This window comes from Kitasatospora sp. NPDC059160 (assembly GCF_042755465.1).
In the GTDB taxonomy this organism is placed as follows: Bacteria; Actinomycetota; Actinomycetes; order Streptomycetales; family Streptomycetaceae; genus Kitasatospora.
In genome coordinates, this window is the sequence record NZ_JBHZCN010000050.1 from 41,792 (window position 1) to 66,237 (window position 24,446).

Annotated in this window: 23 protein-coding genes and 1 pseudogene; 12 read left to right on the forward strand and 12 right to left on the reverse strand. The window is 74.0% G+C overall.

Annotated features, from left to right (window positions below; all coding sequences use genetic code 11):
• Positions 1–219 precede the first annotated feature (219 nt).
• The gene (locus tag ACFXOZ_RS22080; protein WP_380592191.1) at positions 220–930 is read left to right on the forward strand and encodes a DUF6193 family natural product biosynthesis protein; all 711 of its coding nucleotides are present in this window, start codon (positions 220–222) and stop codon (positions 928–930) included.
• Between the two features lie 39 nt (positions 931–969).
• Here ACFXOZ_RS22080 and ACFXOZ_RS22085 read toward each other — a convergent pair whose 3' ends face one another.
• The gene (locus tag ACFXOZ_RS22085) at positions 970–3,309 is read right to left on the reverse strand and encodes an ATP-binding protein (RefSeq protein ID WP_380592193.1); all 2,340 of its coding nucleotides are present in this window, start codon (positions 3,307–3,309) and stop codon (positions 970–972) included.
• Positions 3,310–3,627: 318 nt separating this feature from the next.
• Here ACFXOZ_RS22085 and ACFXOZ_RS22090 point away from each other — a divergent pair, with 318 nt between their 5' ends.
• Together ACFXOZ_RS22090 and ACFXOZ_RS22095 are read left to right on the forward strand one after the other, a co-directional pair.
• Entirely contained in the window at positions 3,628–4,980 is a 1,353-nt protein-coding gene (locus tag ACFXOZ_RS22090) for an MFS transporter (protein WP_380592195.1), read from the forward strand.
• A gap of 60 nt (positions 4,981–5,040) precedes the next feature.
• Entirely contained in the window at positions 5,041–5,889 is an 849-nt protein-coding gene (locus ACFXOZ_RS22095; RefSeq protein WP_380592197.1) for an SAM-dependent methyltransferase, read from the forward strand.
• Positions 5,890–5,917: 28 nt separating this feature from the next.
• Here the strand turns inward: ACFXOZ_RS22095 and ACFXOZ_RS22100 are convergent, their stop codons facing one another.
• The gene (locus ACFXOZ_RS22100) at positions 5,918–7,483 is read right to left on the reverse strand and encodes an MFS transporter (RefSeq protein ID WP_380592199.1); all 1,566 of its coding nucleotides are present in this window, start codon (positions 7,481–7,483) and stop codon (positions 5,918–5,920) included.
• Between the two features lie 121 nt (positions 7,484–7,604).
• On the opposite strand from ACFXOZ_RS22100, the gene ACFXOZ_RS22105 reads away from it, so the two are divergent.
• On the forward strand, positions 7,605–8,261 hold the full coding sequence (locus ACFXOZ_RS22105; protein WP_380527051.1) for a TetR/AcrR family transcriptional regulator: 657 nt from the start codon (positions 7,605–7,607) through the stop codon (positions 8,259–8,261).
• 58 nt (positions 8,262–8,319) lie between these two features.
• On the opposite strand, the gene ACFXOZ_RS22110 is transcribed toward ACFXOZ_RS22105, so the two are convergent.
• Complete coding sequence (locus ACFXOZ_RS22110) at positions 8,320–9,543, reverse strand: CapA family protein (RefSeq protein WP_380527053.1); 1,224 nt, start codon at positions 9,541–9,543, stop codon at positions 8,320–8,322.
• A 285-nt stretch (positions 9,544–9,828) separates the two neighbouring features.
• Here ACFXOZ_RS22110 and ACFXOZ_RS22115 point away from each other — a divergent pair, with 285 nt between their 5' ends.
• From ACFXOZ_RS22115 to ACFXOZ_RS22125, 3 genes are all read left to right on the forward strand, one after another.
• The gene (locus ACFXOZ_RS22115; protein WP_380527055.1) at positions 9,829–10,470 is read left to right on the forward strand and encodes a DUF4360 domain-containing protein; all 642 of its coding nucleotides are present in this window, start codon (positions 9,829–9,831) and stop codon (positions 10,468–10,470) included.
• A gap of 330 nt (positions 10,471–10,800) precedes the next feature.
• On the forward strand, positions 10,801–11,172 hold the full coding sequence (locus tag ACFXOZ_RS22120; RefSeq protein WP_380527057.1) for a hypothetical protein: 372 nt from the start codon (positions 10,801–10,803) through the stop codon (positions 11,170–11,172).
• A 218-nt stretch (positions 11,173–11,390) separates the two neighbouring features.
• Positions 11,391–12,209 carry a DUF4328 domain-containing protein gene (locus ACFXOZ_RS22125; RefSeq protein ID WP_380592201.1) on the forward strand — a complete coding sequence of 273 codons (819 nt, stop codon included), beginning with the start codon at positions 11,391–11,393 and terminating at the stop codon, positions 12,207–12,209.
• Positions 12,210–12,263: 54 nt separating this feature from the next.
• Here ACFXOZ_RS22125 and ACFXOZ_RS22130 read toward each other — a convergent pair whose 3' ends face one another.
• Positions 12,264–12,707, reverse strand: coding sequence for a MarR family winged helix-turn-helix transcriptional regulator (locus ACFXOZ_RS22130; protein ID WP_380592203.1), 444 nt, complete (start codon positions 12,705–12,707; stop codon positions 12,264–12,266).
• Positions 12,708–12,767: 60 nt separating this feature from the next.
• Here ACFXOZ_RS22130 and ACFXOZ_RS22135 point away from each other — a divergent pair, with 60 nt between their 5' ends.
• Complete coding sequence (locus ACFXOZ_RS22135) at positions 12,768–13,892, forward strand: FAD-dependent oxidoreductase (protein WP_380592205.1); 1,125 nt, start codon at positions 12,768–12,770, stop codon at positions 13,890–13,892.
• A 13-nt stretch (positions 13,893–13,905) separates the two neighbouring features.
• Here ACFXOZ_RS22135 and ACFXOZ_RS22140 read toward each other — a convergent pair whose 3' ends face one another.
• The gene (locus ACFXOZ_RS22140) at positions 13,906–14,343 is read right to left on the reverse strand and encodes a hypothetical protein (protein ID WP_380592207.1); all 438 of its coding nucleotides are present in this window, start codon (positions 14,341–14,343) and stop codon (positions 13,906–13,908) included.
• Between the two features lie 43 nt (positions 14,344–14,386).
• Positions 14,387–15,025: a nucleotidyltransferase domain-containing protein gene (locus ACFXOZ_RS22145; RefSeq protein ID WP_380592209.1), complete on the reverse strand. Its 639-nt coding sequence runs from the start codon at positions 15,023–15,025 to the stop codon at positions 14,387–14,389.
• Between the two features lie 134 nt (positions 15,026–15,159).
• Between ACFXOZ_RS22145 and ACFXOZ_RS22150 the strand changes: the two genes are divergently transcribed.
• Positions 15,160–16,791 (forward strand): purple acid phosphatase family protein, encoded by a 1,632-nt coding sequence (locus ACFXOZ_RS22150; protein WP_380592211.1) that lies wholly within the window; start codon positions 15,160–15,162, stop codon positions 16,789–16,791.
• Between the two features lie 57 nt (positions 16,792–16,848).
• Here the strand turns inward: ACFXOZ_RS22150 and ACFXOZ_RS22155 are convergent, their stop codons facing one another.
• From ACFXOZ_RS22155 to ACFXOZ_RS22180, 6 genes are all read right to left on the reverse strand, one after another.
• Positions 16,849–17,184, reverse strand: a complete 336-nt coding sequence (locus ACFXOZ_RS22155; protein ID WP_380592213.1) for a hypothetical protein — start codon at positions 17,182–17,184, stop codon at positions 16,849–16,851.
• 116 nt (positions 17,185–17,300) lie between these two features.
• Positions 17,301–18,818: a cytochrome P450 gene (locus tag ACFXOZ_RS22160; RefSeq protein WP_380592215.1), complete on the reverse strand. Its 1,518-nt coding sequence runs from the start codon at positions 18,816–18,818 to the stop codon at positions 17,301–17,303.
• Positions 18,819–18,881: 63 nt separating this feature from the next.
• Entirely contained in the window at positions 18,882–19,499 is a 618-nt protein-coding gene (locus ACFXOZ_RS22165; RefSeq protein ID WP_380527076.1) for an ATP/GTP-binding protein, read from the reverse strand.
• A complete protein-coding gene (locus ACFXOZ_RS22170; protein ID WP_350510307.1) occupies positions 19,480–19,839 on the reverse strand; it encodes a DUF742 domain-containing protein in 360 nt (119 codons plus the stop codon). Before ACFXOZ_RS22170 ends, ACFXOZ_RS22165 begins: the two co-directional genes overlap by 20 nt.
• Before the next feature lie 123 nt (positions 19,840–19,962).
• The gene (locus ACFXOZ_RS22175; protein WP_360231742.1) at positions 19,963–20,349 is read right to left on the reverse strand and encodes a roadblock/LC7 domain-containing protein; all 387 of its coding nucleotides are present in this window, start codon (positions 20,347–20,349) and stop codon (positions 19,963–19,965) included.
• Positions 20,350–20,366: 17 nt separating this feature from the next.
• The gene (locus ACFXOZ_RS22180; protein WP_380527078.1) at positions 20,367–22,109 is read right to left on the reverse strand and encodes an ATP-binding protein; all 1,743 of its coding nucleotides are present in this window, start codon (positions 22,107–22,109) and stop codon (positions 20,367–20,369) included.
• 456 nt (positions 22,110–22,565) lie between these two features.
• On the opposite strand from ACFXOZ_RS22180, the gene ACFXOZ_RS22185 reads away from it, so the two are divergent.
• The 3 genes and pseudogenes from ACFXOZ_RS22185 to ACFXOZ_RS22195 form a co-directional block, all read left to right on the forward strand.
• On the forward strand, positions 22,566–23,501 hold the full coding sequence (locus ACFXOZ_RS22185) for a class I SAM-dependent methyltransferase (RefSeq protein WP_380592217.1): 936 nt from the start codon (positions 22,566–22,568) through the stop codon (positions 23,499–23,501).
• Positions 23,502–23,664: 163 nt separating this feature from the next.
• Entirely contained in the window at positions 23,665–24,081 is a 417-nt protein-coding gene (locus ACFXOZ_RS22190) for a hypothetical protein (RefSeq protein WP_380527082.1), read from the forward strand.
• A 13-nt stretch (positions 24,082–24,094) separates the two neighbouring features.
• Positions 24,095–24,446: pseudogene (locus ACFXOZ_RS22195) on the forward strand (hypothetical protein); the annotation flags it as partial.

Sequence of the window (24,446 nt, forward strand, 5' to 3'; positions counted from 1 at the left end):
GGACCACCTGCCGGTCACCCCGGTGGTAGCGTGCCCCGACACCGTCGAACGGGGAGGGCCGGCAGGTGGACCAGCAGTTCCGCCGCACCGCCGTCACAGCCCTCGGCGCGCACCGTCCGAGCAGAAGGCATCGACCCCGGCCGGCGCCCGGCCCGAGGTGAGGAGGACCGTAGCCTGATCGACGGAGACCGTCGATGCGCTCGGCGGCATACTGGTCGGATGGGCTTCGAGGTGGGGTCCGGCGAGGACGACTGGGGTGGCGTGACGCTCGGGGAGAGGTTGCTGCGTGCGGCGGAGGGCCTCGGGGTCGTTCTGCCTGAGCACGAAGGACCGTGGAGGGGCACAGCCGCGTACGTCGACGCGGGGCTCGACCGGCGGGTGTGGGTGCGCCCGGCCGACGAGCAGCGTCGGACCTTCTGGGTGTACCTCCAGAGCAATGGCCGGTGCCTGGCCGGCGGGTCGACCGCCGATCCGGCCGAGGTGGTCAGGGCGGTGGTGGCCTGGACGGGTGGAGCGGGGCTCGCGGGAACCAGGGAGCAGGCCCCGTGCATCGAGTTCCGCCCTTGGGCCCTCGCGCACGAGCGGGAGCCGCTCGGTGCCGTCGAGCTGGAGTGGTGCCGCCGACTCGACGGCATCCACATGCCGCCGATGAACCGGTTCCCGCGCGTGCATGCGCTGTTGGCGGCGGCGTACGCCCAGCCGGTGCTCCGCCAACTGATGCCGGTGACCAGCCACTTCAACCTCGGGTTCTCCACCGGCATCACGGCGAAGCGGACCACGACAAGGGTCGGGCCCATGATCTGGCCGCACGACGAGGGGTTCTACGGGGTACGGAACGGGGGCACGTTGCTCGCGCGCTTGGAGACGCCGGAGGAGGCCGTGGCCTTCGTGGTGGCCGTCCTGCCGGAGGGGATCGGAGCGGCGCGTTAGAGCGCCGTTCGAGCGGCTCGGCTCGGGATCCGAGGCCTGCTATCGGTCCGTGCCCGGGGCGGCGTCGAGGCGGTGGAGGCGGGCCCGGACGGCTTCGGCGTCGCGGTGCTGGAGGTCGTCCAGGATGGCCAGGCCGCGGGTCCAGTCGGCTCGGGCGGCTTCCCGGTCGCCGAGGGCGAGGTGGGTGTCGCCGAGGTGGGTGTGGATGTCGGCCTGGAGGAAGTAGTCGCCGACCGCCCGCCGCAGGTTCAGGGACTCGTGGTAGGCGGGCAGGGCCTCGCGGTACTCGCCGAGTCGGTGGTGGATGTAGCCGATGCTGTCCCAGATGGAGGACTGGCCGGGCAGGTTGCCGGCCTCGCGGGCGAGGTCCAGGGCGCGCCGGCAGTGGGTGAGCGCGGCGCGCAGCTCGCCCTGCTGGGCCAGGTACCAGCCGATGCTGTTGAGGGCGAGGGCCTGTCCGGAGGGGTCGCCGAGTTCTTCGAACAGGGCCAGGGCCCGTCGGGACTCGGCCACCGCCTCGGCGTCGTCCCGGACCTCGCCGTGGGCGATGGCGAGGTCGAGCCTGGTGCGGCCCTCGCGCGGCCGGTCGCCGGTCTCCTCGAACAGGGCCAGGGCCAGGCGTAGTTCGCGCTGGGCCTCGGGCTGGCGGTCCTGGGAGCGGTGCACCTGGCCGAGCCAGCGGTGGGCGTGGGCCCGGCGGTCGGGGTCGCCGGCGCGTCGGGCGGCGGCCAGCGCGGTCTCGCCGGCGCGCTGCCACTGCTGCCACAGGCCCGACTTGAGCAGGTAGGGCACCTGGGCGCCGACCAGTTGCCAGGTGTGCAGGTCGGCCCCGGCCGCGTGCGAGGCGTCGACGATCCGTTCCAGCACGGGCTGTTCGTCCCGGTACCAGGCGAGCGCCTGCTGCCGGTCGGTGAGCTGTTCGGGTGTCACTCCGGCGGCGGGGCGGGCGAGGTCGAGCGGGTGCCAGGAGGCGTCGTCGGCGTAGGCGAGCCCGGCCGCGCGGTGGGCGGTGTGGAGGTAGTGGTCGAGCATCCGCCGGGTCGCCCCGGCCCGGCCCTGCGGTGGTTCGAGGGCGGCCGCCTGTTCGGCGGCGTACGCGCGCAGCAGGTCGTGGAAGGTGTACCGGCCGGGCTCGGGTGCGGTGATCAGGTGGGCCCGGTGCAGGTCGTCCAGCAGGGCGCGGGTCTCGGTCGGCGGGCGGCCCGTGAGGCTCGCGGCCGCCGGCACGCTGATGGTGGGGCCCGGGTGCAGGCCGAGCAGCCGGAACAGCCGGGCGGCCTGCGGGGCCAGGGCGTGGTAGGACCAGGAGAGCACCAGGCGGACGTCGGCGTGGCTGTCGCCCGCCGACAGCAGGTCCAGGCGGGCCCGGGAGTCGCGCAGCTCGCGCGCCCAGACGCCGAGCGGGGTGCCGGGGTGGTCGGCGGCCCGGGCGGCGGCGATGTTGAGGGCGAGCGGCAGCCGGGCGCACAGCTCGATCAGTTCGTCGACCGCGTCGGGCTGTTCGGCGACGGTGGTCGCGCCGAGGCGGCGGGCGAACAGTTCGCGGGCCTCCTCGCGGGAGAGCACGTCCAGGGCGATCGGCACCGCGCCGTCCAGGGCGACCAGGCCGGGCAGCCGGTTGCGGCTGGTGACCACGACCAGGCAGGTGGTGGAGCCCGGCAGCAGCGGGCGGACCTGCTCCGCCTCCCGGACGTTGTCCAGGACGATCAGCGTCCGGGTGCCCGCCAGCCGGCTGCGCAGGAGCGCGAGCTGCCCGTCGGGGTCGGCGGGGATCCGCAGGGCCGGGACGCCCAGGGCGTCCAGGAAGCCGCGGGCCACGTCGGCGGCGTCGACCGGGGCCCGGGCCGGGTCGAACCCGCGCAGGTTGGCGAAGAGTTGGCCGTCGGGAAAGCGGTCGGCCACCCGGTGGGCGAAGTGCACGGCGAGGCTGGTCTTGCCCACACCGGCGGTGCCGGCGATCGCCGAGATCACGACCGCGCCGCAGCCGGGGGTCACGTCGGCGAGCAGGGCGTCGAGGGCCCGGAGCTCACCGGCCCGGCCGGTGAAGTGCCTTATCGCCATGGGGAGTTGCTGCGGGCCCGAGGCCCCCGGGGAGGGCAGCGGCGGCGGGGAGGGCGGCGGCGCGCTCTCCGGGGCGGGCACGGCGGGAGGCGCATCGCTCTCCCGGGCGGCGGCCAGCCAGTGGGCCCGGGCGTCCGGGGCGACGCCGAGGGCCTCGGCGAGCCGGACGACCGAGGACATCCGCGGTCGGCGGCCACCGGCCTCCAGTGCGCTGATCGACCGGGCCGACACCCCTGAGCGGTCGGCCAGTTCGTCCTGGCTCCACCCCACCGACAGACGTCGCTCGCGCAGCAGCGCGGCGAAAGCAGCAGCCCCCACCCGTTCCCTCCGGATTCCCTGCGCACCGTGTCGCCGCCCCGCCCGGCCGACCCGGATCGCGCCTGAGCGTAGTCCCCCGGAGGCCAAGTGTCAGGTCAACGTCAGGTCAACGTCGTGGTCGTCGTCCTCGTCCCGGGGCGAGGATGAAGGCTTGGCCCGACGGTGTCGGGCCCGTCCGGCGGCGAGGCGCGGTTACGGGGGTACCGCGGCTCGCCGCCGCACCGGCCGCGCGCCGGCCGTCGCCGGGTCGCCGGGCTCGCGCCGGAGCGGTCGCCGAACCCGATTCCGCCGCAGGTCGAACGGTGTCATGCTGACGCCATGACAGATCGCATCGATACCGCCCCCGCCCGTGACGGGGTGCACGACGGGGGCCGGCGACGGGAGTTGGCGGCGGCGACGGTGGGGTCGGTGGTCGAGTCCTTCGACTGGAACGTGTACGCCGTGCTCGCGCCCTACTTCGCCGCCGACCTCTTCGGCCACGGCAAGGGCGGGGTCAGCGGCACGCTCGCCGCGTACGCCACCTTCGCGGTCGGCTTCGTCGCCCGCCCGGTCGGCTCGTACCTGATCGGCCGGCTCAGCGACACGCGGGGGCGGCGCTTCGCGCTCAGCCTCGGCATGGCCGTGATCGCCGTCGCCAGCCTGGGCCTCGCCGTGCTGCCGGGGCAGCGGACGATCGGCGTCTGGGCGGCGGTGCTGGCCGTCGTGGTGCGGGTGGTGCAGGGGCTCGCCTTCGGCGGGGAGGCGCCGAGCGTGGCCGCGTACGTGACCGAGACGGCGCCGCCCCGGCACCGGTTCGCGTTCAGCTCGGTCTCCTACGGCGGGATCATCCTGGGTTCGCTGCTGTCCTTCGGGGTGCTCACCCTGCTGATCCACGCCATCGGCAAGTCCGGTCTGGAGAACGGCGGTTGGCGCTGGGGCTTCGTGGCCGCCGCGCTGCTGGGGCTGGGCGCGGTGTGGGTGCGGCGGGCCGCGCCGGAGAGCGCCGAGTTCCAGCGCGCCCGGGCCGCCGCCGGGCCGGGCGGGCGCCCGCCGTTCCTGCGCACGCTCCGGGAGCACCGCTGGGCGGTGCTCACCGTCTTCCTCAACACCCTGGGCGGCACGGTCGGTTACTACTTCGCGCTGACCTACCTGCCGCAGTACGCCGCCGCCTACCACGTCATCGACAAGGAACGGGCGGCCTCCTTCATGACGGTCGTGCTGGCCGTGGTGCTGGCCACCATGCTGCTCACCGGCGCGGCCGCCGACCGCTTCGGCCTGCTTCCGGTGGCCCGGATCGGGTTCGGACTGCCCGTGCCGCTGGTCGGGTTCCTGCTGGCCGGGCTGCGCGAGGGCTGGCTGCCCTTCCAACTCGTGGCCGTGCTGCTGGGGATGATGGTGGCGACGGTGCTCGGCACGCTCAACGTGTTCACCGGCCTGCTGTTCCCGACCGAGGTGCGCGCGGTGGGCCTCGGCGTGGTCAACGCGGCCACCATCGCGGCCTTCGGCGGCACCTTCCCGCTGCTCGCCGCGTGGCTGGACTCCCACGGCAAGCTCGGGCTGATCCCGTTCTACGTCACGGTCTGCACGGCGGGGCCGGTGCTGGGCCTGCTGACGGCGATGCGGGTGCCCTCCTTCACCGCCGTGCTCCGGGAGGCGGAATCCGGGGTTCAGCGGACACCGGGAACCGCCTGACGGACGTTCACGTCCTGTGGTTGAGTGGTCCGGACCAGACGCCGGACGGGGAGGGCGACGATGGACGGCAACGGGCCGGAGAGCTGGCTGACCGAGGTGGACTTCGAGCCGCCGCCGCAGGTGGACCTGCGGACGGACCGGGCGCACTCCGCGCGGGTCTACGACTACCTGCTCGGCGGGAAGACCAACTTCCCGGCGGACCGCGAGGTCGGCGACCGGGTGCTCGCCGACCTCCCGGAGGCCCGGACCGCCGCGGCCGCCGCGCGCGCGGTGATGCACCGGATGGTGCGCCGACTGGCCGAGGAGCACGGCGTCCGCCAGTTCCTGGACGTCGGCACCGGCATCCCGACCGCGCCGAACCTGCACGAGATCGTCCAGGCGGTCGACCCGGCCTGCCGGGTGGTGTACGTCGACAACGACCCGATCGTGCTGGCCCATTCGCGCGCGCTGCTGAGCAGCACCCCGCAGGGGCGCACCGCCTACGTCGAGGGCGACCTGCGCGAGCCGGAGAGGTTCCTGGCCGATCCGGGGGTGGCCGCCACCCTGGACCTGACGCAGCCGGTCGCGCTGACGCTGATCAACATCGTGCACTTCCTCTCCGACGAGGCCGCGCACCCGCCCGTGCGCAAGCTCGTGGACGCCCTGCCCTCCGGCAGCTTCCTGGCCCTGAGCGCGGGCACGGCCGACAATGCGCCCGAGGCGGCCAAGGCGGGCGCCCGGCGTTACGCGGAGGCCGGAATAGAGGTCCACACGCGTTCGCACGCCGAGGTGGAACGTTTCTTCACCGGCCTGGAGCTGGACGACCCCGGCGTGGTCCTGATCAACCAGTGGCACCCCGAACTGGGCGACCCCGCGCAGCGGCTCGACGGCCAGGTCTCGGTGTACGGCGGCGTGGGCCGCAAGCCGTAGGCAGGCCGTCGCCGGCTCTGCCGCTCCCTCACGGACGTTGCCGAGGCCGGCGTCCGTGAGGGACCGGTCGTTCCCGGAGGAACAGGGACAGTACCGCCGGGACGACCATCACCCAGGCGGCGATCGCGAACACCGTGTGGGTGGAGGAGACGATCGCGTCCAGCGCGACGCGCTTCTGCTCCGGGTCCAGGGTGGGCAGGGCGGAGGTGTTCAACCGGCCGTCGGCGTCGGCGGCGCCCGCCGCACTGCTGAGCTTCGAGGCGAGTTCGCGGTTGAGCACGGTGCCGAACAGCGCCAGGCCGGCCGAGGCTCCGAGTTGCTGGGCGAAGCGCACCGAGGTGGTGGCCACGCCGAGGTGCTCCGGGCCGACCGCGCTCTGGGTGATCATCAGGCCGATGCCCAGGCAGAGCCCGAGTCCGAGGCCGAGCAGGAACAGTCCGAAGCCGAGGAACCAGAGCGGGGTGTCGGTCCCCAGGCCGGTGAAGACCACCATCGCGCCGGCGACCAGCAGGTGGCCGACGAGCAGCTGGTAGCGGTGGCGGCCGGCCATCCTGACCATGGCCTTCCCGGAGAGCACACCGATGACGACCATGCCGATGGCCATCGGGAAGAACAGCAGACCGGCGCCGGTGGGGGTGAGCCCCCGGGCCTCCTGGAGGTAGCCGGCCAGGTAGGCCACCGAACCGGCCAGGCCGATGCCGCCGAAGAAGCCGAGCGGCACCATGATGCGGACGACCGGGTTGCGCAGCAGGGCCGGTGTGAAGATCGGTTCGGCCGCGGTGGTCTGACGCCAGGCGAACGCGGCCAGCAGGACGATCGCGGCAGCGCCCAGGCCCTCGATGGTCGGTGAGGTCCAGGCGTAGTCCTTGCCGCCCCACTGGGAGACCATCAGCAGTGCGCTCGCGGCTGCGGCGATGAGGGCCGCGCCCAGGAAGTCGATGCGGCGTCCGACCGGTGTCACCGGCAGTCGGACCAGCAGTGCGGACGTGACGAACGCGGCGATGCCCAGCGGGATGTTGAGGTAGAACACCCAGCGCCAGTTCAGATGGTTGGCGACCAGTCCGCCTGCGGCCGGACCGAGCACGATGCCCAGGCCCACCATGATCCCGCCCATGCCCGCCTTACCCGAATCCTCCTCCGCGTGCGTCCCGCCCGGCCTCGTGAGCAGTCCGAGGACCACCATGGTCACGGACATCAGTCCGCCGCCGCCCACGCCCTGCACGGCCCGGAAGGCGATCAGCTCGGGCAGGTTCCGCGCGAGGCCGCACAGGACCGACCCGGCCAGGAAGACGCCGAGCGAGAACAGGTAGACGCGCTTGGCGCCGTGGACGTCGGCCAGTTTCCCGTACAGCGGGAGCACGATGCAGTCGGCCAGGGTGTAGGCCGTCAGCAGCCACGGCAGGTGATCGACGCCGTGCAGCGGGTCGAGATCCTTGACCATCGTCCAGGACACCGCGCTGACGATGTTCTGGTCGAGCAGGCCCAGTAACAGGGTGGCGAAGCAGCCCGTCACGGCGATGACCACGTGCTTCCGGCTCATCGGCGGGTCGGCGCCCTCCCCGGGCACCGCCCCGACCGCTGCTGTGCTGTGCATCCGACCCCTCCTCCTGGGCGCGGTCGCCCGGTGGCGACCCCTGGGAGGATTTTTATAGTCACTAAAATGCTGTTGTCAATAAAATCTTTGAGCGACACAAGTGATGTGGTAGCGTGCCGGCATGAGCAACGGGACCGGCAGCCTGCGGGAGCGGAAGAAGCAGCAGACGCGGCGGGCCGTCTCCGAGGCGGCGATCGCGCTGTTCCTGGAGCGCGGCTTCGACAACGTCCCCGTCTCCGAGGTCGCGGCGGTGGCCGAGGTCTCGACGATGACGGTCTTCAACCACTTCCCGACCAAGGAGGACCTGGTCCTGCACCGCTTCGAGGACCACTTCGACGACATCGTCGCCGTCGTCCTCGACAGGGCCCCCGGCGAGTCCGCGATCGTGGCCGTGCGCCGGCGCTTCCTGGCCGGACTCGACCGGCACGACGTCGTGACCGGCCTCGACGACGACCCGCACGTCCTCGCCTTCCATCGGATGGTGCTCGCCGCGCCGAGCCTGCGGCTGCGCGTCCTGGAGCAGGCCACCCGCACGGTCGACGCGCTCGCCGACGCGCTCGCCGAGCAGAGCGGGGCCGGCGTGCGGGATGTCGCGTCCCGTACGGTGGCGCGTACGGTGGCAGCCCAACTGTGCGGGGTGCAGGCCGAGTTGGTCCGGGAGAACGTCCGGCGACTCGCGGCCGGTGAGGCGGCCGAGGTGGTCCACCCGGACGCGGTGGCCGCCGCGCGGCGGGCGTTCGACCTCCTGGAGCACGGGCTGGGCGGCTACTGCGTGTGAGGTGCGGGCTCGGGCGGCTGCCGTGGGGGCGACGGGGGTGACGTCCGCCCGGCGGGCGTCACGGTGCCATGGTGAGGCCCGCCGCGCCGGCGCCGCGGCTGAGCACCATCGTGCGGATGTGGTCCAGCGCGCGGACCCAGTCGGCGCGGCCCGGGTTGCGGCGGACGGCCTCGCGCAGGTCGAGCACCCGGTAGGGCGGGCCGAGGTCGGTGATCTGCGGGACGAACTCGGCCCGGCTCACCGTCCAGCGCTGCCCCGGCCCGGCGGGCGGACCGACGGTGAAGCGAGCGAGCGAGCTCCAGTTGCCGCGCGGGTCCTCGGTGTCGCCGTGGGTGAACATGTGCCCGGCGAGCTGGTCCCCGAGGCCGTAGACCGTCCAGGTGTCGCCGATCTTCTCGTAGGCCTGCGGGATGTGGGCGTGGGTGCCCAGGATCAGGTCGACGTCGGGGCGGCCCGGGCCCTCGCCGGCTGCGGCCAACTCGCTTGCCAGCGTGAGCTGTTGCTCGTTCGGGGTGTCCTGCCACTCGGTGCCCCAGTGGATGCTGACCACCACCAGGTCGGCGCCCCCGGCCCGGGCGGCGCGGGCGTCGGCGAGGATCCGGTCCCGGTCGATCAGGTTGACCGCCCAGGGCTCGTCCTTCGGCAGTGGGATGCCGTTGGTGCCGTAGGTGTAGGCGAGTTGGGCCACCGTCGCGCCGCCCGCCCGCAGCAGCGCGGGCTTCCCGGCCTCCTCGGCGGTGCGGGCGGAGCCGGTGTGGGCGAGGCCGACGGCGTCCATCGCGTCGAGCGTACGGCGGATGCCGGCCGGGCCGTCGTCCAGGGTGTGGTTGGACGCGGTGTCGCAGGAGGCGTAGCCCGCGTCCCTGAGCGCCTTGGCGACCTGGGGCGGGGACTTGAAGGCCGGGTAGCCGGTGTACGGGCCGCCGTCGGCGCCGTAGACGGTCTCCATGTGGCAGATGGCCAGGTCGGCGCCGCTGATCAGCGGTTTGACGCCGGCCAGCATGGCGGTGAAGTCGTAGCCGGTGCCGCCGGAGTCCTCCTTCGCCTGCTGGATGATCTCGGTGTGGGGCAGGACGTCGCCGGTGGCGACCAGGGTGAACGCCCTTGGCTCGGAAGGGGTTTGGCCTCCTGCCGTCGCGGTGGCCGTCGCGGTGGGGTCCTCGGTGGCCGTCGCGGTCCGGTCCCCGGTGGCGTTCGGCGTGGGTGCCGGGGCTCCGCAGCCGGGGAGGGCGAGCAGCAGGGCGAGGGCCGTGGTGGCGGTCCGGCGGCGGGGGAAGGGCACGGTCGTCTCGTCTCACGATCGGAAGGTGTGATCAACCCTCCGACTATGCGGGTGCCCGATCCACCGGACCCGCGCCCCACGCCCGCAGGTCACCCGGGGGGCCGCCGAGCCCGTCGACAGTGACCATGCGTCACCCCTTGTACACCGTCCGCGCGATGTGCTGACATAGCCACGTCAAACCCGAGGGGGCCGCGCTCGGCCTCGTCCGCAACGCCGTCGCGCCGCCCTGCGCCGCAGCGCGCCGCTCCGCCCCCGAACCTCCGTGGACGATCGAAGGGGAAGCCCATGCTGCTCCGTACCCTGGCCGTCGCCGCCACCGCGACCGCCGCACTGGTCGGCACCTCGACCTTCGGCGGCGACTCGCTGCCGACCCCGCCGGACCGCATCGTCATCGACGTCGCGACCGTCAACGGCTCCGGCTGTCCGGCCGGAACCGCCGCCGTCGCCGTCTCGCCCGACAACACCGCCTTCACCGTGACGTACAGCAGCTACCTCGCCCAGGTGGGCGTCGGCTCCAAGCCCACCGACTTCCGGAAGAACTGCCAGCTCGACCTGCGGGTGCACGTCCCCCAGGGCTTCACCTACGCCATCGCCTCCGCCGACTACCGCGGCTTCGCCCACCTGGAACAGGGCGCGAACGGCACCGAACGGGCCAACTACTACTTCCAGGGCGACTCCCAGACCAGCTACCAGAGCCACCGCTTCGACGGCCCGAAGGACGACAGCTGGCAGGCGACCGACACCGTCGACGTCGCCGCCCTGGTCTTCGCCCCCTGCGGCGAGGAGCGCAACTTCAACATCAACACCGAACTGCGCGTCGCCGGCGGCAGCTCCGACCAGGCCCACACCACCAGCTTCATGACGATGGACTCCACCGACGGCAACATCAACACCACCTACCACCTCGCCTGGAAGCAGTGCCCCTGACCTCCCCGCACCCGCCCCGGCCCCGACGGAGCCCCGGCCGTCGGGGCCGCGGCGCGCCCGGGGGTGGTGCGGGCCCGGGGGTGGTGCGGGCCCGGGGGTTGTGCGCGCCCGGGGCCCGTCGGACGGCGGGGGAGGGGCCCGCCGTTCGGCTGGAGTCGTGGGGCTACCGGGCGGTAAGGCTCAAGTGACCATCAGATCGCCTTGATCGGCGCTTCGGCGGCTCCGTAGTTTGAACCCCCCCCGCACCGTGATCCGCAGAACGACAAGGAGCCCCATGCGCTTCCACCCGCCCACGTCCGGCGCCACCGCGCCAGGGAACGAGTGCTGACCGTGGCCGCCTCCGCAGCGACCGCTGCCACCCTGACGCCGATCCCCGCCGCCGCCCAGCAGCGCGCCCTCGCCCTGTACGCCGAGGGCGCCGAGGTCAAGGCCGTCCGCGCGCTGCGCGAGGACACCTTCCTCGCCCTCCTCCACAGCCCGGCCGCCCTCGCCGCCCTGGTCCGCGACGGCAGCCTGCCCGCCACCCCCGCCGAGGCCGCCGCCCGGCTGGCCCGCGAGGACGCGCAGCTGCACGACGCACTGCTGCGCCTGCTGGCGCAGGGCGACCGCAACGGGGCGGTCCGGCAGCTGCGCCGCGCCACCGACCTCGACCTCGCCAACGCCCACCTGCTCGTCCGGGCGCTGGAGCGGCCGGCCGGCTGAGCCCGCCGCGCACGGGTGCCCGTCGGCTGCCGGGCCGGCCTCCCCACCCCGGCGGTGCGATCTGTCGGGTATCTGGCGATACCGCCCCTGACCTGCGAAAACCCACTGGCAGCCGGGGTCGCTGATCCCCTAGAGTCGGCGCGCCCGTCCCGGTCGGGGCGGTGGCGTACCGGTGTGCTCGGTCGAGCTGCCCGGCGATTCCAGGAGTTGACGATCCGATGAAGTGTGTGGCGTGCGGGGCGCGCCCGGTGGGGACGGACAGCGGACGCTGTTTCGGCTGCGCGGAGGCGGCCCCCGGATGGGCGGCCGCGCTGCGGCCGGCGAACGGGCTCGCCACGGCGCTGAACGTGCTGCTGGGCCTGGGCGCCGTGGCGGCGCTGGCGGTGGTCGTCCTGGACGTCTGGCTGGACGTGCTCGCGGGGCAGCTGCTGGACGGCGCGGACGGCGTCGATCCGGACACCCCGGCGGCCCTGGGGTCGGTGGTCCACACGTTCAACGGGGCGGTCGTCCCCGTGGGGCTGGCCACCGTGGTGGTGTTCATCCTCTGGTTCCACCGCACCCGCGGGAACGCCGACCTGCTGCTGCCGAAGGGGCACCGCCTCGGGCGCGGCTGGACCATCGGCGGCTGGTTCACCCCGATCGTCATGTTCTGGTTCCCCTGGCAGCTGATGGTGGACTGCTGGCGGGCCAGCGCACCGCTGGACGCCGAGGGCAGGCGCCGCAAGCCGTCCGAGAGCATCGTCGCGGTGTGGTGGCTGACCTGGATGGGCTCCCTGATCCTCGGCCGGCTCGCCACGCTCAAGAGCACCGGCTTCACCGTGCGGGACTACGCCGACCTCGAGAGCCTGCGCATCGGCCTCCGGCTGGAGACCGCCGAGGAGGTCCTGCGACTCGTCGCCGCGATCACCGCGATCCTGATGGTCACCCGGCTGACGGCCATGCAGCGGGAGCGTCGGGCCGACATCAACCCGCTGGCGGCCAGGGCCGCCCAGGAGGCCCGCGTCCAGGCCGTGACGACGCCCTCGGCCTCGGCCTGACGGACCGTGCCGCCGCCCCGGGGGTGCGACCCCCGGGGCGTACCGGCCTGTGCCTCAGCTCTCCGTCGGTCCCTCCTGCGCGACGAAGCGGGCCAGCAGGTCGTGGAGTTGCCGCTGTTCGCGCGGGTCGAAGACCGCCAGCAGGCTCTGCATCGCGCCGCGGAACAGCGCGTCGGCCTCGCGCAGGTGCTGCTCCCCGTCCTCGGTGATCACGATCTCGTAGGCGCGGCGGTCGTGGGCCGTCCGGCGGCGTTCGAGCAGGTGCCGGCGTTCCAGGTCGTCGACGATCCGGACCAGGGTGGACTTGTCGATGCCGAGGGCCGCGCCCAGTTCGCGCTGGCTGCCGATCCCGCCGGCCCGGACGGTGGCGAGCACGGCGGCCTGATGGAGTTCCAGCCCGGTGGGCCGGGCCGCCTCGTTGGCGCCGGCGCGGGCGAGTCGGTGGGCGCGGTACAGCAGCAGTCCGAGGGCGCTCGGATCGATCGGCGGGGCCGTCATGCCGCCGATGCTACCGTGTTGAGAAAGTCTCAGCTGAGATGATCTCAACCTGGGGGCTTCATGCGCGTCCTGATCATCGGCGCGGGCCTGGCCGGCCCGTGCCTCGCCCACGGCCTGCGCAGCCACGGCCACGACGTCCGGCTCTTCGAGCGGGACGGCGCCGTCGACGCCCGCGCCCAGGGCAACCGGATCCACATCAACGGCGACGGGGACGCCGCACTGCGCACCTGGCTGCCCACCGCCGCCTACGAGCAGGCCGTCGCCACGTCCTGCCGGGCGGGCGGCGGCGTCACCATGACCGGCCCCGACCTGCGCGAGTTCACCGCCATCCCGCTCCCCCCGGACGCCGCGGGCATCACCGTCGACCGGCTCACACTGCGCCGGATCATGCTGCAGGGCCTGACGGACTCGGTCCGGTTCGGCGCCGGGTTCTCCCGCTACGAGCTGCCGGAGGACGGTACGGTACGGCTCTTCCTCACGGACGGCTCCGTCGCCGAGGGGGACCTGCTGGTCGCCACCGACGGGGCCAACTCCGGCGTCCGACGCCAACTGCTGCCGCACTTCCCGCTCACCGCGTACGACAGCCGGCTGATCTACGGCCGCACCCCGCTGACCGCCCGGGCACGGGAGCTGACCCCGCCGCCGGCACTCGACGGCTTCCTGGGCGTACTCGGCCCGGACGGCCGCGGCCTCGCCCTCGCCGCCCAGCGCTTCCGCCGCAACCCGGCCGAACTGGGGCTGCCACCGGCGGAGGACTACCTGATGTGGGGCCTGACCGCCCCGGCCGGGAGGTGCGGCCCCGACTTCTTCCGACTCGGCGCCGCCGAGCTGCTGGAACTGGCGGCGGACACCGTCGCCGACTGGGCCCCCTCGCTCGGCGCGCTGCTGCGACTGGCCGAGCCCGGGTACCTCGTGCCCGCGGGCATCCAGGCCTCCGCACGCCCCGAACCGTGGCCGCCCGGACCGGTGACCCTGGTCGGCGACGCGGCGCACCCGATGCCGCCGGCCGGCCTCAGCGCCGGAGCCGCCCTCCACGACGCGGGCCTGCTCGCCGCCCGGCTGACCTCGGGCGCGCCCCTGCTCGACGCGGTGCGCCGCTACGAGCGGGAGATGCTCGACCACGGCTTCGCGGTCGTCGCCAGGGCCGTCCGGAACCACGCGGGCGAGTACGGGGACCCGCCGTGATCGGAGGACGGCCTCAGCCGTGGGCGTGGGGGACGGGCCTCCCGGTGACGGCGTCGGTCAACGCGCGTGCGCCCAGCGGGCGGTGGAGGACGGCGGTGAGCCGGGCGATGCCGCCGTCCTCGCAGCCGATGTCCGGGCCGGAGGCGTCGCGGCGGTTCAGCATCAGGGTGACCTGGTCGGCCGATTCCCTCACCACCAGGTCGGGCTTGTAGTCGCAGCCGCTCCAGGAGGCGTCCAGCGTGATGGTGCGGTCGTCGGCCGCCACGGTCGTGTGCAGCGCGTCCGGGTCCGCCGGATCGATCCGGAACAGCAGCGAGGCGGGGCGGCGCTTGTACGGGAGCGGGTCGTCGGATCCGCTCCCGTCACCACCCCATGCGTAACAGGCCGCCACCCCGACGCAGATCAGCCCCACCGCCACGATCGCGTGCTTGTCGCCCCTGGTCAGTTCCATGCCGTGCTGCTCTCCGACGGTCGTGGGTGTGCGCCGGGCCCGGTCAGCCCGCCAGGCGCTCCGCCCAGGGATGGCCCGGGTGCACGAGCGCCAGCCACCCGCGCAGGGCCTCGCGCCGCGTACGGTCCAGTGACGGCAGTACGGTGTCGAAGTCCGCCCGGTCCTTGGGCCGCATCGTCTTCGCCTTGAAGAGCAGCACCAACTCCGGTGCGAGATAAGGGATCCCGTCCGCCGTCCGTTCGACGACCGCATCGTACGGCAACCGCAACCGCTCGTCCCGGCGGCAGATCCAGGTACCGCCCCGGTGCGGCTCACGGAAGACGTCGAGCAGGAAGCGGCCGCTCGACGGCTCCCGCACCCAGGTCTGGTGGGTGGCCGCCAGCGCCGCCGCGTCGGCCGCCGGCCAGACCCGCCCGTGACCCGCCGCGTCGAACACGAACTCCGGGAAGCGTCCCCGGAGCTCGGGAAAGGACGCGGCCGGCACGGCGATCTCCAGGTCGCCGTGCGGCCGCGTCTGCCGCCCGAGGAACAGGTCCAGCGCCCAGCCCGCCGCGACGCACCAGCTCGCGCCGAGCCCGCCCAGCCGCTCCGCGGCCTGTTCCGGCCGCCACGCGTCGGCCCAGCGGTCGATCAGCTCGTCCGTACCCAGCACCAGGCCGCCGGGCGGGAGGGAATCGGTCATCACGACAACCTACCGGTCCGGTGCGCGGTCGAGGGCGGGTGCTCCGGGCCTGTGCGGGAAAAGTGATCGCCTTTGCATGCTCATGTCGTTACAGTGCTGCGGGTCCCGAACCCCCACTCGGCAGACGGAGCGTCATGGCGATCGCACGCAGGTCCATCCTCAAGGGCACGTCGGCGGCCGGGGCCGCCCTGGTCGGCGGGGGTGCCGGCGCCGGGCCGGCGGCGGCGGAGGACGGGGCGGGCGACCCGCCCGCGAGCCCGCTGCTGCAGGCCAGGCCGCACCGGATCGGCGCGCCCTCGGTGAGCGGCCTGCACCTGCAGTTCGGCACCGACCCGGCCACCGAGATGACCGTCTCCTGGCTCACCCCGCAGTCCGTCCGGCGCCCGCTGGTCCGGCTCGGCACGCCCGAGGGCGGCACCGGGGCGGCGGTCGAGGCCGAGACCCGCACCTACCGGGACTCCCTCGGCAAGGACGAGGTGTACGTCCACCACGCCCGGCTCACCGGACTGCGCCCGGCCACCACGTACCTGTACAGCGCCGGGCACGACGGCGCGAACCCGGAGACCGGTACGTTCACCACCGCCCCGCGCGGCCGCACCCCCTTCACCTTCACCAGCTTCGGCGACCAGGCCACCCCCAACCTGCGCCGCAAGGTGGACTTCCCGAACGGCATGCCCTCACCGCTCGGCAAGTACCCGGTGTACACCACCAGCCAGATCGGCAGCCCGCACGCCGCCGACATCGTCGCCGCCGTCGAACGCGTCGGCCCGCTGTTCAACCTGGTCAACGGCGACCTCTGCTACGCCTCCTACGGAGGCCGGCACGGGCAGAGCCGCACCGCCATCTGGGCCGACTGGTTCATCAACAACAGCCGGTCGACCCGGCTGCGCCCCTGGATGCCCTGCGCCGGGAATCACGAGAACGAGGGCGGCAACGGCCCGATCGGCGCCGACGGCTACCAGGCCTACTTCACCCTCCCCGCCTCCGCCGCCGACCGCGACGAGGAGACCCGGGGCATGTGGTACGCCTTCACCGTCGGCTCGGTGCGCTTCATCAGCCTCGCCAACGACGACGTCGCCATCCAGAACTCCGGCGAGACCTATCTGCGCGGCTACTCCGGCGGCACCCAGCAGCGCTGGCTGGAGCGGGAGTTGCGCACCGCCCGGGGTGACCGGGGGATCGACTGGATCGTGGTCTGCATGCACCACCCGATGATCTCCAGCTCCCAGCACGGCTCCGGCAGCGACCTCGGCATCCGCGAGGCCTGGGGCCCGCTGTTCGACGCCTACGGGGTCGACCTGGTGGTCAGCGGCCACGAGCACTACTACGAGCGCTCCCACCCCGTCCGCGGCACCCTGCCGAACGACGCCCGCACCCCGGTGCCCACCGGCACCGACCCCCGGCTGGCCGACACCGGACGGGGCACCGTCCACATGGTCATCGGTGCCGGGGGCAACGCCGCCACCACCCAGGACGACCTGTTCGAGCGCCCCCAGGGCCGGGTGGTGATCGGCCTGGCGGACAAGCCCGCGCCGGGCGCGCCGTACCGGGAGTCGATCTGGCTCACCGAGGACGCGCCCTGGGCCGCCTACCAGGACCGCACCCACACCCACGGCTTCGCCGCCTTCGAGGTCGACCCCGGCGACCGCCGCGGCGGCACCACCACGATGCGGGTCACCTACTACACCTTCGACGGCCCGCACGGCGACCTCACCCCGGTCGATACCTTCACCCTGCACCGCCGCCGCACCGACGGGCACGGCTGAGGCGGAGGTGCGGGGGCGGCGCCGACGGCAGGGCGGGGCCGGTGGCGGCCTACCCGGCTACCCGGCCAGGGCGTCGCCCCCGGGTGAGCCGGGTTCGCCCGGGGCGGACCGAGCGGGGGTGCGGGGTGCCGCGCCCTCCTCGACGGCGCGGCAGTTCCGGCAGGTGTTCCAGTGCGCACGCGGCCGACCCCGGTCGGCGGAGCGGTGCGGGGCGAGCGTCATGCCGGAGGTGTCCAGGCCGCACAGGGTGAGCGGGCCGCAGACGCCGGAGGCCTCCGCGGGGGCGGCGTGCGCGAGGCGCACCGGGTTCTCCGGATCGGCCGGCTGGTGGCCGGGGCCGAGGAGCCGGACGTTGGTCGGGATGTCGGGTTCGAGCACGATGACGGTGTCCATCCCATCAACGTCGTCGCAGAACCGGTGCGTTGCACGCGCACCGGGGCATCCGGACGAGTCGGGGCGGCGACCGCTGCTCAGCGGCCGCCGCCACCCGGGGGACGTCGCCCCGGGGATCAGCGCCGGAACAGGCCGGTGAGGACGTCCCACCAGCTGCGCCGCTGCGCGGGGACGGTCGCGGTCGTCGTCGCGGTGTCAGCGGGTGTCGATGCCGAGGCCGCCTCCGTCCCCGCCGCCGATGCCGCGGCCTGGGCGGCCGCCCGCTGGGTGGCCGCCAGTGCGCGTTCGGCGAGCTCCCGTGCCTCCTCCGCCGCCCGCTCCGCCTCGGCGACCGACTCCGGGTCGGGCTCGATCTCCTGCGCCGTGAACTCCACCGGCAGCGCCGTCAGGTGGCGCGAGATCCAGGCCGAGCTCCAGGTCAACTCCTCCTCGGGGACGGCCAGTCGGAGGTCCGGCAGGAGGGTGAGCAGGATGTCGATCCCGGCCTCGGCGACGTGCCGGCCGATGTCCTGCCCGGGGCACTCGTGGGGTCCGGCCCCGAAGGACAGGTGGGAGCGGTTGCCGTAGAGCGGGGTGGCGAGGTCGGGCCGGACGGTCGGGTCGACGTTGCCCGCGGCGAGGCCGAGCAGCAGGAGGTCGCCGGCCAGGATCTGCTGGCCGCCCAGCTCGGTGTCGGTGGTGGCCCAGCGCCCGGCGACCAGGGACATCGGCGGGGAGTCCCAGAGCACCTGGTCGAGCGCCTCGCCCAGGGTCATCTGGCCGCCGGACAGGTGGGCGCGGAAGCGCGGGTCGGTGAGCACCATCTTCAAGGAGTCGGCGATCAGGTTGACGGTGGTCTCGTTGGCGGCGAGCAGCACCACCCGCAGGTGCTCCATCACCTCGTCGTCGGTCAGCCCGGCCGGGTGGGCGAGGAGGCGGCTGGTGAGGTCGTCGCCGGGGGACTCGTGCTTGATCGCGATGGTGCGGCGCAGGCTCGCCACCACGTACTCGTTGCTGGCGATGGCCGTCTCGGTGCCCTTCATCAGGTCCCGTGCGGCATCGACGAGTTGGGGCCCGTACTCGTCGGGCATGCCGAGCAGCTTGGTCATCACCAGCATCGGCAGGTGCTCGGCGAACTGGGTGATCAGTTCGGCCCGGCCGGTCGGCCCGACGACCTGGACCAGGTCGGTGGTGAAGCGGCGGACGTGGCGGCGGATGCCGCGCCGGTCGAAGCCGTTCAGGCCGTCCAGCAGGGCGTTGCGCAGCCGGCGGTGCTCCTCGCCGTCGGCGAAGACGCAGATCGGCTGCCAGGCGACCACGGGCAGCAGCGGGGAGTCGGGCGGGACCTCGTCGTTGCGGAAGGCGCTCCACAGCCGGGAGTCGCGGGAGAACAGCGAGGGGGTGCGCATCGCGGTGATGTTGGCGGCGTGGCCGAGGATCAGCCAGGCCCGCTGGTCGCCGTGCAGCAGCACCGGGGCGACGTCGCCGTGTTCGGCGCGCAGCTTCTCGTAGAGGCCCGCCGGGTCGGCCTCGGCCTCGGGGCCGTACAGCCGGCGCAGCCCGCCGGGGCCGGTCGGCTCGACGGCGTGCCCGTGGGCGGGGCAGCCGGGCGGCGGGACGGGGGCGGCTTCGTCGTCGGGGAACGGGGTGGTCAACAGGGTCTCCGGGTCACGAGGTTCGGAAGCGGTACGACGGGGGTGGGGCCGCGGGAGAGGGCCTCAGCCCGCGGGCGGTGCGGCCAGCTCGTACAGGTAGTGCATCAGCGTCATCAGGGTGTCCCGGCTGGACTGCCGGCTGCGCGCGTCGCAGGCGACGATCGGCACCTCGGCCGGCAGGTCGAGCGCCTGGCGCAGCTCGTCGAGGGCGTAACTGGGCGCCTCGGGGAAGCCGTTGACGGCCACCACGAAGGGCACGCCGCGGTCCTCCAGGCGGCCGATCACCTCGAAGCTGACCTCCAGCCGACGGGTGTCCACCAGGACGACGGCGCCCAGCGCGCCCTCGAACAGGCCGTTCCAGAGGAACCAGAACCGCTCCTGCCCGGGGGTGCCGAAGACGTACAGCACGAGTTTGTCGCTGATGCTGATCCGGCCGAAGTCCATGGCCACCGTGGTGGAGGTCTTGCGTTCGACCCCGGTCGGGTCGTCCACGCCGACCCCGGCCTGGGTCATGGTCTCCTCGGTGGTCAGCGGACGGATCTCGCTGACCGCGCCGACGAGGGTGGTCTTGCCGACGCCGAAGCCGCCGACGATCACCACCTTGACGGCCGTGGTGACGGTGTCGGGCAGCAGGTCCGCGCTCGCCGGGCCGACGACGGTGTCAGAGCCGCTGAAGTCCATGGATCACCGCCTCCAACAGGGCACGGTCGGGGAGTTCCGCCGCGGGCACGGCGGAACGGGCCTCGATCCGCCCGTCGTCGAGGAGGTCCGCCAGCAGGACGGTGACCACGCTCGTGGGCAGTTCGAGGTAGGCGGAGACCTCCGCCACCGAGAGCGGCGAGCGGCACAGCCGCAGGATCGCCGCGTGCTCGGGCTGCATGGCGGGAGTGGGCTCCGCGAGGGAGACGATCAGGGTGACCAGGTCGAAGACGCCCGGCCCGGAGGGGCCGCTGCGGCCGCGGGTGATCACGTACAGGCGATCGGGCTCGGGTCCGTCCCAGCCGCCCTGGTCGGCGGTCATGTCACTGCCTCACTGTGCTCGTTCACGTGCCCGCCCGGGGGCCGGGGGTGCTGGTCGGGGCCGCTGCCAGGGCCGCCGCGGGGGTCGTCACCGGGGCCGTGGTGCGGGCCGCGGTGCGGCGGCTCACGCGACCACCTCCGGGTTGCGCGGCGGGGTGGAGAGGTGCTCGCCGATCCGGTCGACCAGGTCGCGCATCTGGTGGCTGACCAGCCCGGCGTCCACGCCCTCGTCGGCGAGCACCGCGAGGTAGGCGCGGTCGCCGGCCGACATCAGGTAGAAGTAGCCGCCGTCCACCTCGATGACGACCAGCTTCATCGCGCCGTTGCCGTGCGGGAACTCGTGCCCGACGGCGGCGGCCAGGCTCTGCAGCCCGGCGCAGGCGGCGGCCAGCCGGTCGGCGGTGTCGGGGTCGGCGCCGTACTGGGCGATCCGCAGGCCGTCGGCGGACAGCACGATGACGTGGCGCACGTACGGGACGCTGTGTGCGAGGTCGTTGAGGATCCAGTCCATGTTGCTGCGGTGCGGAATCACTGCTCGCCTTTCGCTGCCGTCTCTTCGGTACCGGGCTGTCCGGCGCTGTGCTGCGGGGTGGTGCCCGAGGTGGTGCCCGGGGGGTTGCCCGGGGTGGCGTCCTTGGTGCCGCCGGTGCCCTTGTAGCCCTCCATGAAGGCCTCCAGCCACAGGCCGGGCTGCTTCTTGGGGCGGGGCGCCGGGGCGGCCGGTCCGGCGGCGGGCCCGGCGGTGGGGCCGCTGGGCTGGGCGGTGCCGCGCGGGGGCGTGGCGAAGGCGGCCCGGCCGGTGGGGCGGCTGCGGCGGCGCTGGGGCAGGCCGTTGGGGGTGCGCTCGGTGACGACCACCTCGTCGTCCCCGGCCGCGGCGGGGGACGGCCCCCAGGGGGTGGTGGCGCCGAAGGAGGGCCCGATGCCGGCGGACCGCGCCGGTTCGGCGGCGGTGCCCAGGGTCGGGTGCCCCGGCCCGCCGGGCGCCCCGGCACCGGCCGACCCGGCACCGGCCGGGGTGGTCCGGGCGCCCCAGGGCCGGGCGGGGGCCGCGTGCCGGGGCGGGTTGGCCGGGAGCGGCCGCGGCCCGGAGAAGGCGCCGATGCCGTGCGCCCGCCCGGTCGGGGGAGCGGTGGTGAGCAGTTCCTGCGGCACCACCAGCACCGCGCGCACGCCGCCGTACGCGGAGCGGCGCAGCGACACCTGGAAGCCGTACGCCTGGCAGAGCCGGCCGAGGATGGCGAAGCCCAGCCGGGGGGACTCGGTGAGGTCGTCGAAGTCCTTGGACACCATGGCCTCGCGCATCGAGCGCTCGGCCCGGATGCGGGCCTCGTCGGTGAGTCCGAGGCCGCCGTCCTCGACCTCGATCGCTATCCCGCTCTGCACCTCGGAGGCGCTCAGGTGGACGTGGGTGTGCGGCGGGGAGTAGCGGGTGGCGTTGTCGAGCAGCTCGGCCACGGCGTGGATCAGGGGTTCGACGGCCGGTCCGGTGACCGAGATCTGGGTGACCGGGTGGAGGTCGACCCGCTGGTACTCGAGGATCCGGGACATCCCGCCGCGCAGCACGCTGTAGAGGGCGATCGGGCGGGTCCACTGGCGGCCGGGCCGGGCGCCGGAGAGCACGGCGATGGAGTCGGCGAGGCGGCCGACCAGGGCGTTGCCGTGGTCGAGGCGCAGCAGGTCGTCGAAGACCGCCGGGTCGTTGCCGTGCCGGTCCTCCATCTCCCGCAGGTCCTTGGCCTGGCGGTGGATGATCGCCTGGACCCGGCGGGCCAGGTTGACGAAGGCGCGCTCGGCGGAGTCGCGCCGGCTGACCTCGTCGTCGACGGCCTGGGCGATGCCGCGCACCACCTGCTCCAGCGAGGCGCGGAACTTCCGTGACAGCAGCGGGTTCGGGCGCTGGAAGGGCTGGAGCAGCACGTCGATCGAGGAGCCGTACCGGGCGCCGCCGACGAGCCGGCGCAGTTCGCCGGTGGCCATCCGCTCCAGCTCGTCCTCCTGCCCGGCCAGCTTGCGGTGCAACTCCTCGACGCGCCGGGTGTGTTCGTCCCGCAGGTCGGCGAGGGCCCGCCCGCGGCGGGCGGACTCGGCGGCCACCACCGCGACCAGCACGGTGGCCGTCGCCCCGCACCACAGCACCTGGGCCCGGGCTCCGGCCGACACCACCACCGCGGCGACCGCGACCGCCGCAGCCATCACGGCGGTGGGCAGTATCCAGCCGAGCAGGGGCGCGGGGCGCCGTCTGGTGGGTGACGTACCAGCTCGAAGCATTCGGCATCCTCAAACGATCGGACGATCGGAACAGAAGTCGGGAACGGGTGGGAACGAACGGGGTCGGGCGACGACCGGCTCCGGAGGCGTGGTGCTGCAGCATAGCCAAGTTCAGGACAATCCTGACCGAAACTCAAAAATACTGTCCGTCAACCGACTTGTGGCAACTTGCCGGACATGACCGACATCTCGCACACCTGTCGGAGTCCGGTCGGCCACCGCCCGTCACCAGGCTTCTCGCCCGGCCGCCCGCGCACCGGCAACCCGGCCGGGATTCGCCCATGTGAAGGGTTTCCGGCCCAAGTCGCCACGATCAGCGACGAGTTCGTGCTACGAGCGGCTCGCGGTGCGCGGTGATCACTCCTCCGGGGGACGTCCCGGCGTGGCGCAACATCTGTTGCGCCAGCGAGCAATGACCGTTGACGCCCTCGGCGGTCCGCCCCTACAGTGCGGGCCATGGACGACAACGACCCCGGACGGCGGGTGGCGGCCCAGGTGGCCGCAGGTGGCGGGCTGGACGGCCTGCACCGGCTCTCGGAGACGATCGAGGCGCTGGAGGAACGGCGCACGGACCTGGTCGAGGAGCTGCGGCGCGGCCGGCAGGCGACCTGGGAGGAGATCGGCCGCGCCTGCGGGATGACCCGCCAGGGCGCCACCCGCCGCTGGGCCGGCCGGCTGCGCGCGCGCTCCTTCGGCCTCGCGGCCACCGCCTACCAGCACGGCCGGCCCGGCTACCCGCAGGCCCTGATCGGCTCCGCGGTGCCCCGCGAGGCCCGACGGGTGCTCGACCTGGGCGCCGGCACCGGCAAGTTGACCGGGATGCTGGTCGAGGCCGGGCTGGACGTGGTCGCGGTCGAACCCGACCCGCAGATGCGCGACCGGCTGGCCGCCGCTGTGCCGAAGGCCGCCGTACGGGCCGGCTCGGCCGAACGCATCCCACTGCCCGATGCCAGTGTGGACGCGGTCGTGGTCGCCCAGGCCTGGCACTGGTTCGACCAGGCCACGGCCGTCCCGGAGATCGCCCGGGTGCTCGCCCCCGGCGGGACCCTCGCCCTGATCTGGAACGTCCGGGACGAGACCGAGCCGTGGGCCGCCGAACTCGGCGCCCTGATGCACCGCTCGGACCGTCAGCGGCTCGACACCGCGCCGGACCTGCCGGCCCCGTTCGGCGCCCCCGAGCGACTGGAGATCCGCTGGGAGCACCCCACCACCCCGGCCGGCGTCCTCGACATGGTCGCCTCCCGCAGCTACGTCATCGCCCTGCCCGAGGCCGACCGCGCCCGGCTGCTGGCCGACGTCGAGCAGCTGCTCGCCAGCCACCCCGACCTGGCCGGCCGGGAGGAGGTCGCCGTGCCGTACGTGACCAGGTGCACCCGGGTCCGCCTCGGCTGAGCCCGGGCACCGGGCCGCGGCCGGTCGGGCACCGGGCCGCCGGCGGGTGGGGCGCCGCTGGGGCGCCGGGGCGCAGCCGGTGGCGAGGGGCTGACAAATGTCACGGTCCGGCGGTGTGGCAGCACACTGCCGGCCACCCCGGTCCGACGGCCACGATGAAGCCATGACCTCCACCGACCTGCACCACCCCGACACCCGTCGGGCCTTCCGCACCGTACGGCACCTCGTGCTCGTCTACCTCGGCCTCAGCGCGCTCACCATGCTGGCGGCCTTCGCCCTCCGCTCCCACACCGACCTGATCACCCCGTCCGTGTGGGTGCGCGGCACCATCGTCCTGGTCAGCGCCGCCGTCACCCTGCTGCTGACCGTCCGGGCGGCGCGCGGCTCCCGCGGCGCCTTCCGGCGGCTGCGGATCATCTCCGGCGTCATGCTGGTCGCGATTGCTGCGATCATCGCGGTGCCGGGCGTGTTCCCGGTCTGGATGAAGATCGAACAGGGCCTGTGCGGCCTCGCCCTCGCCGGGGCGGCCGTGCTGCTCAACGGACGGCAGCTGCGCACGCTGTTCGCCGCCCGGCCCTGAGGAAGGACAGAAGGTGACCGACAGGGTGACCGACCTCGACCGGGAGGGCACGCCGGCCCCCGCCCACCGCTGGGCGGGGGGCCTGCGGCGGATACTGCTGGGCGCCGGGATGCTGGTCTTCCCGGCGCTGACCGCGGTGGCCATGAGCGGCAACGCCAGCGGCACGGCGGCGCTCGCCGGGTACGCCGTCGTCGTCGCGTTCTGCCTCTGCTACGTCCTGCTCGCGCTCACCCTCGGGCGCACCGGGCCGCAGCGGACGCGGTGGATCAAAGCGCTGCTGGCCGTGATGACCGCGCTGTTCCTGGCCGCGCTGCCGTCCGCCCACGCGGACGCCTTCTTCCTGGCCACCGTGCTGGTCTCGGTGG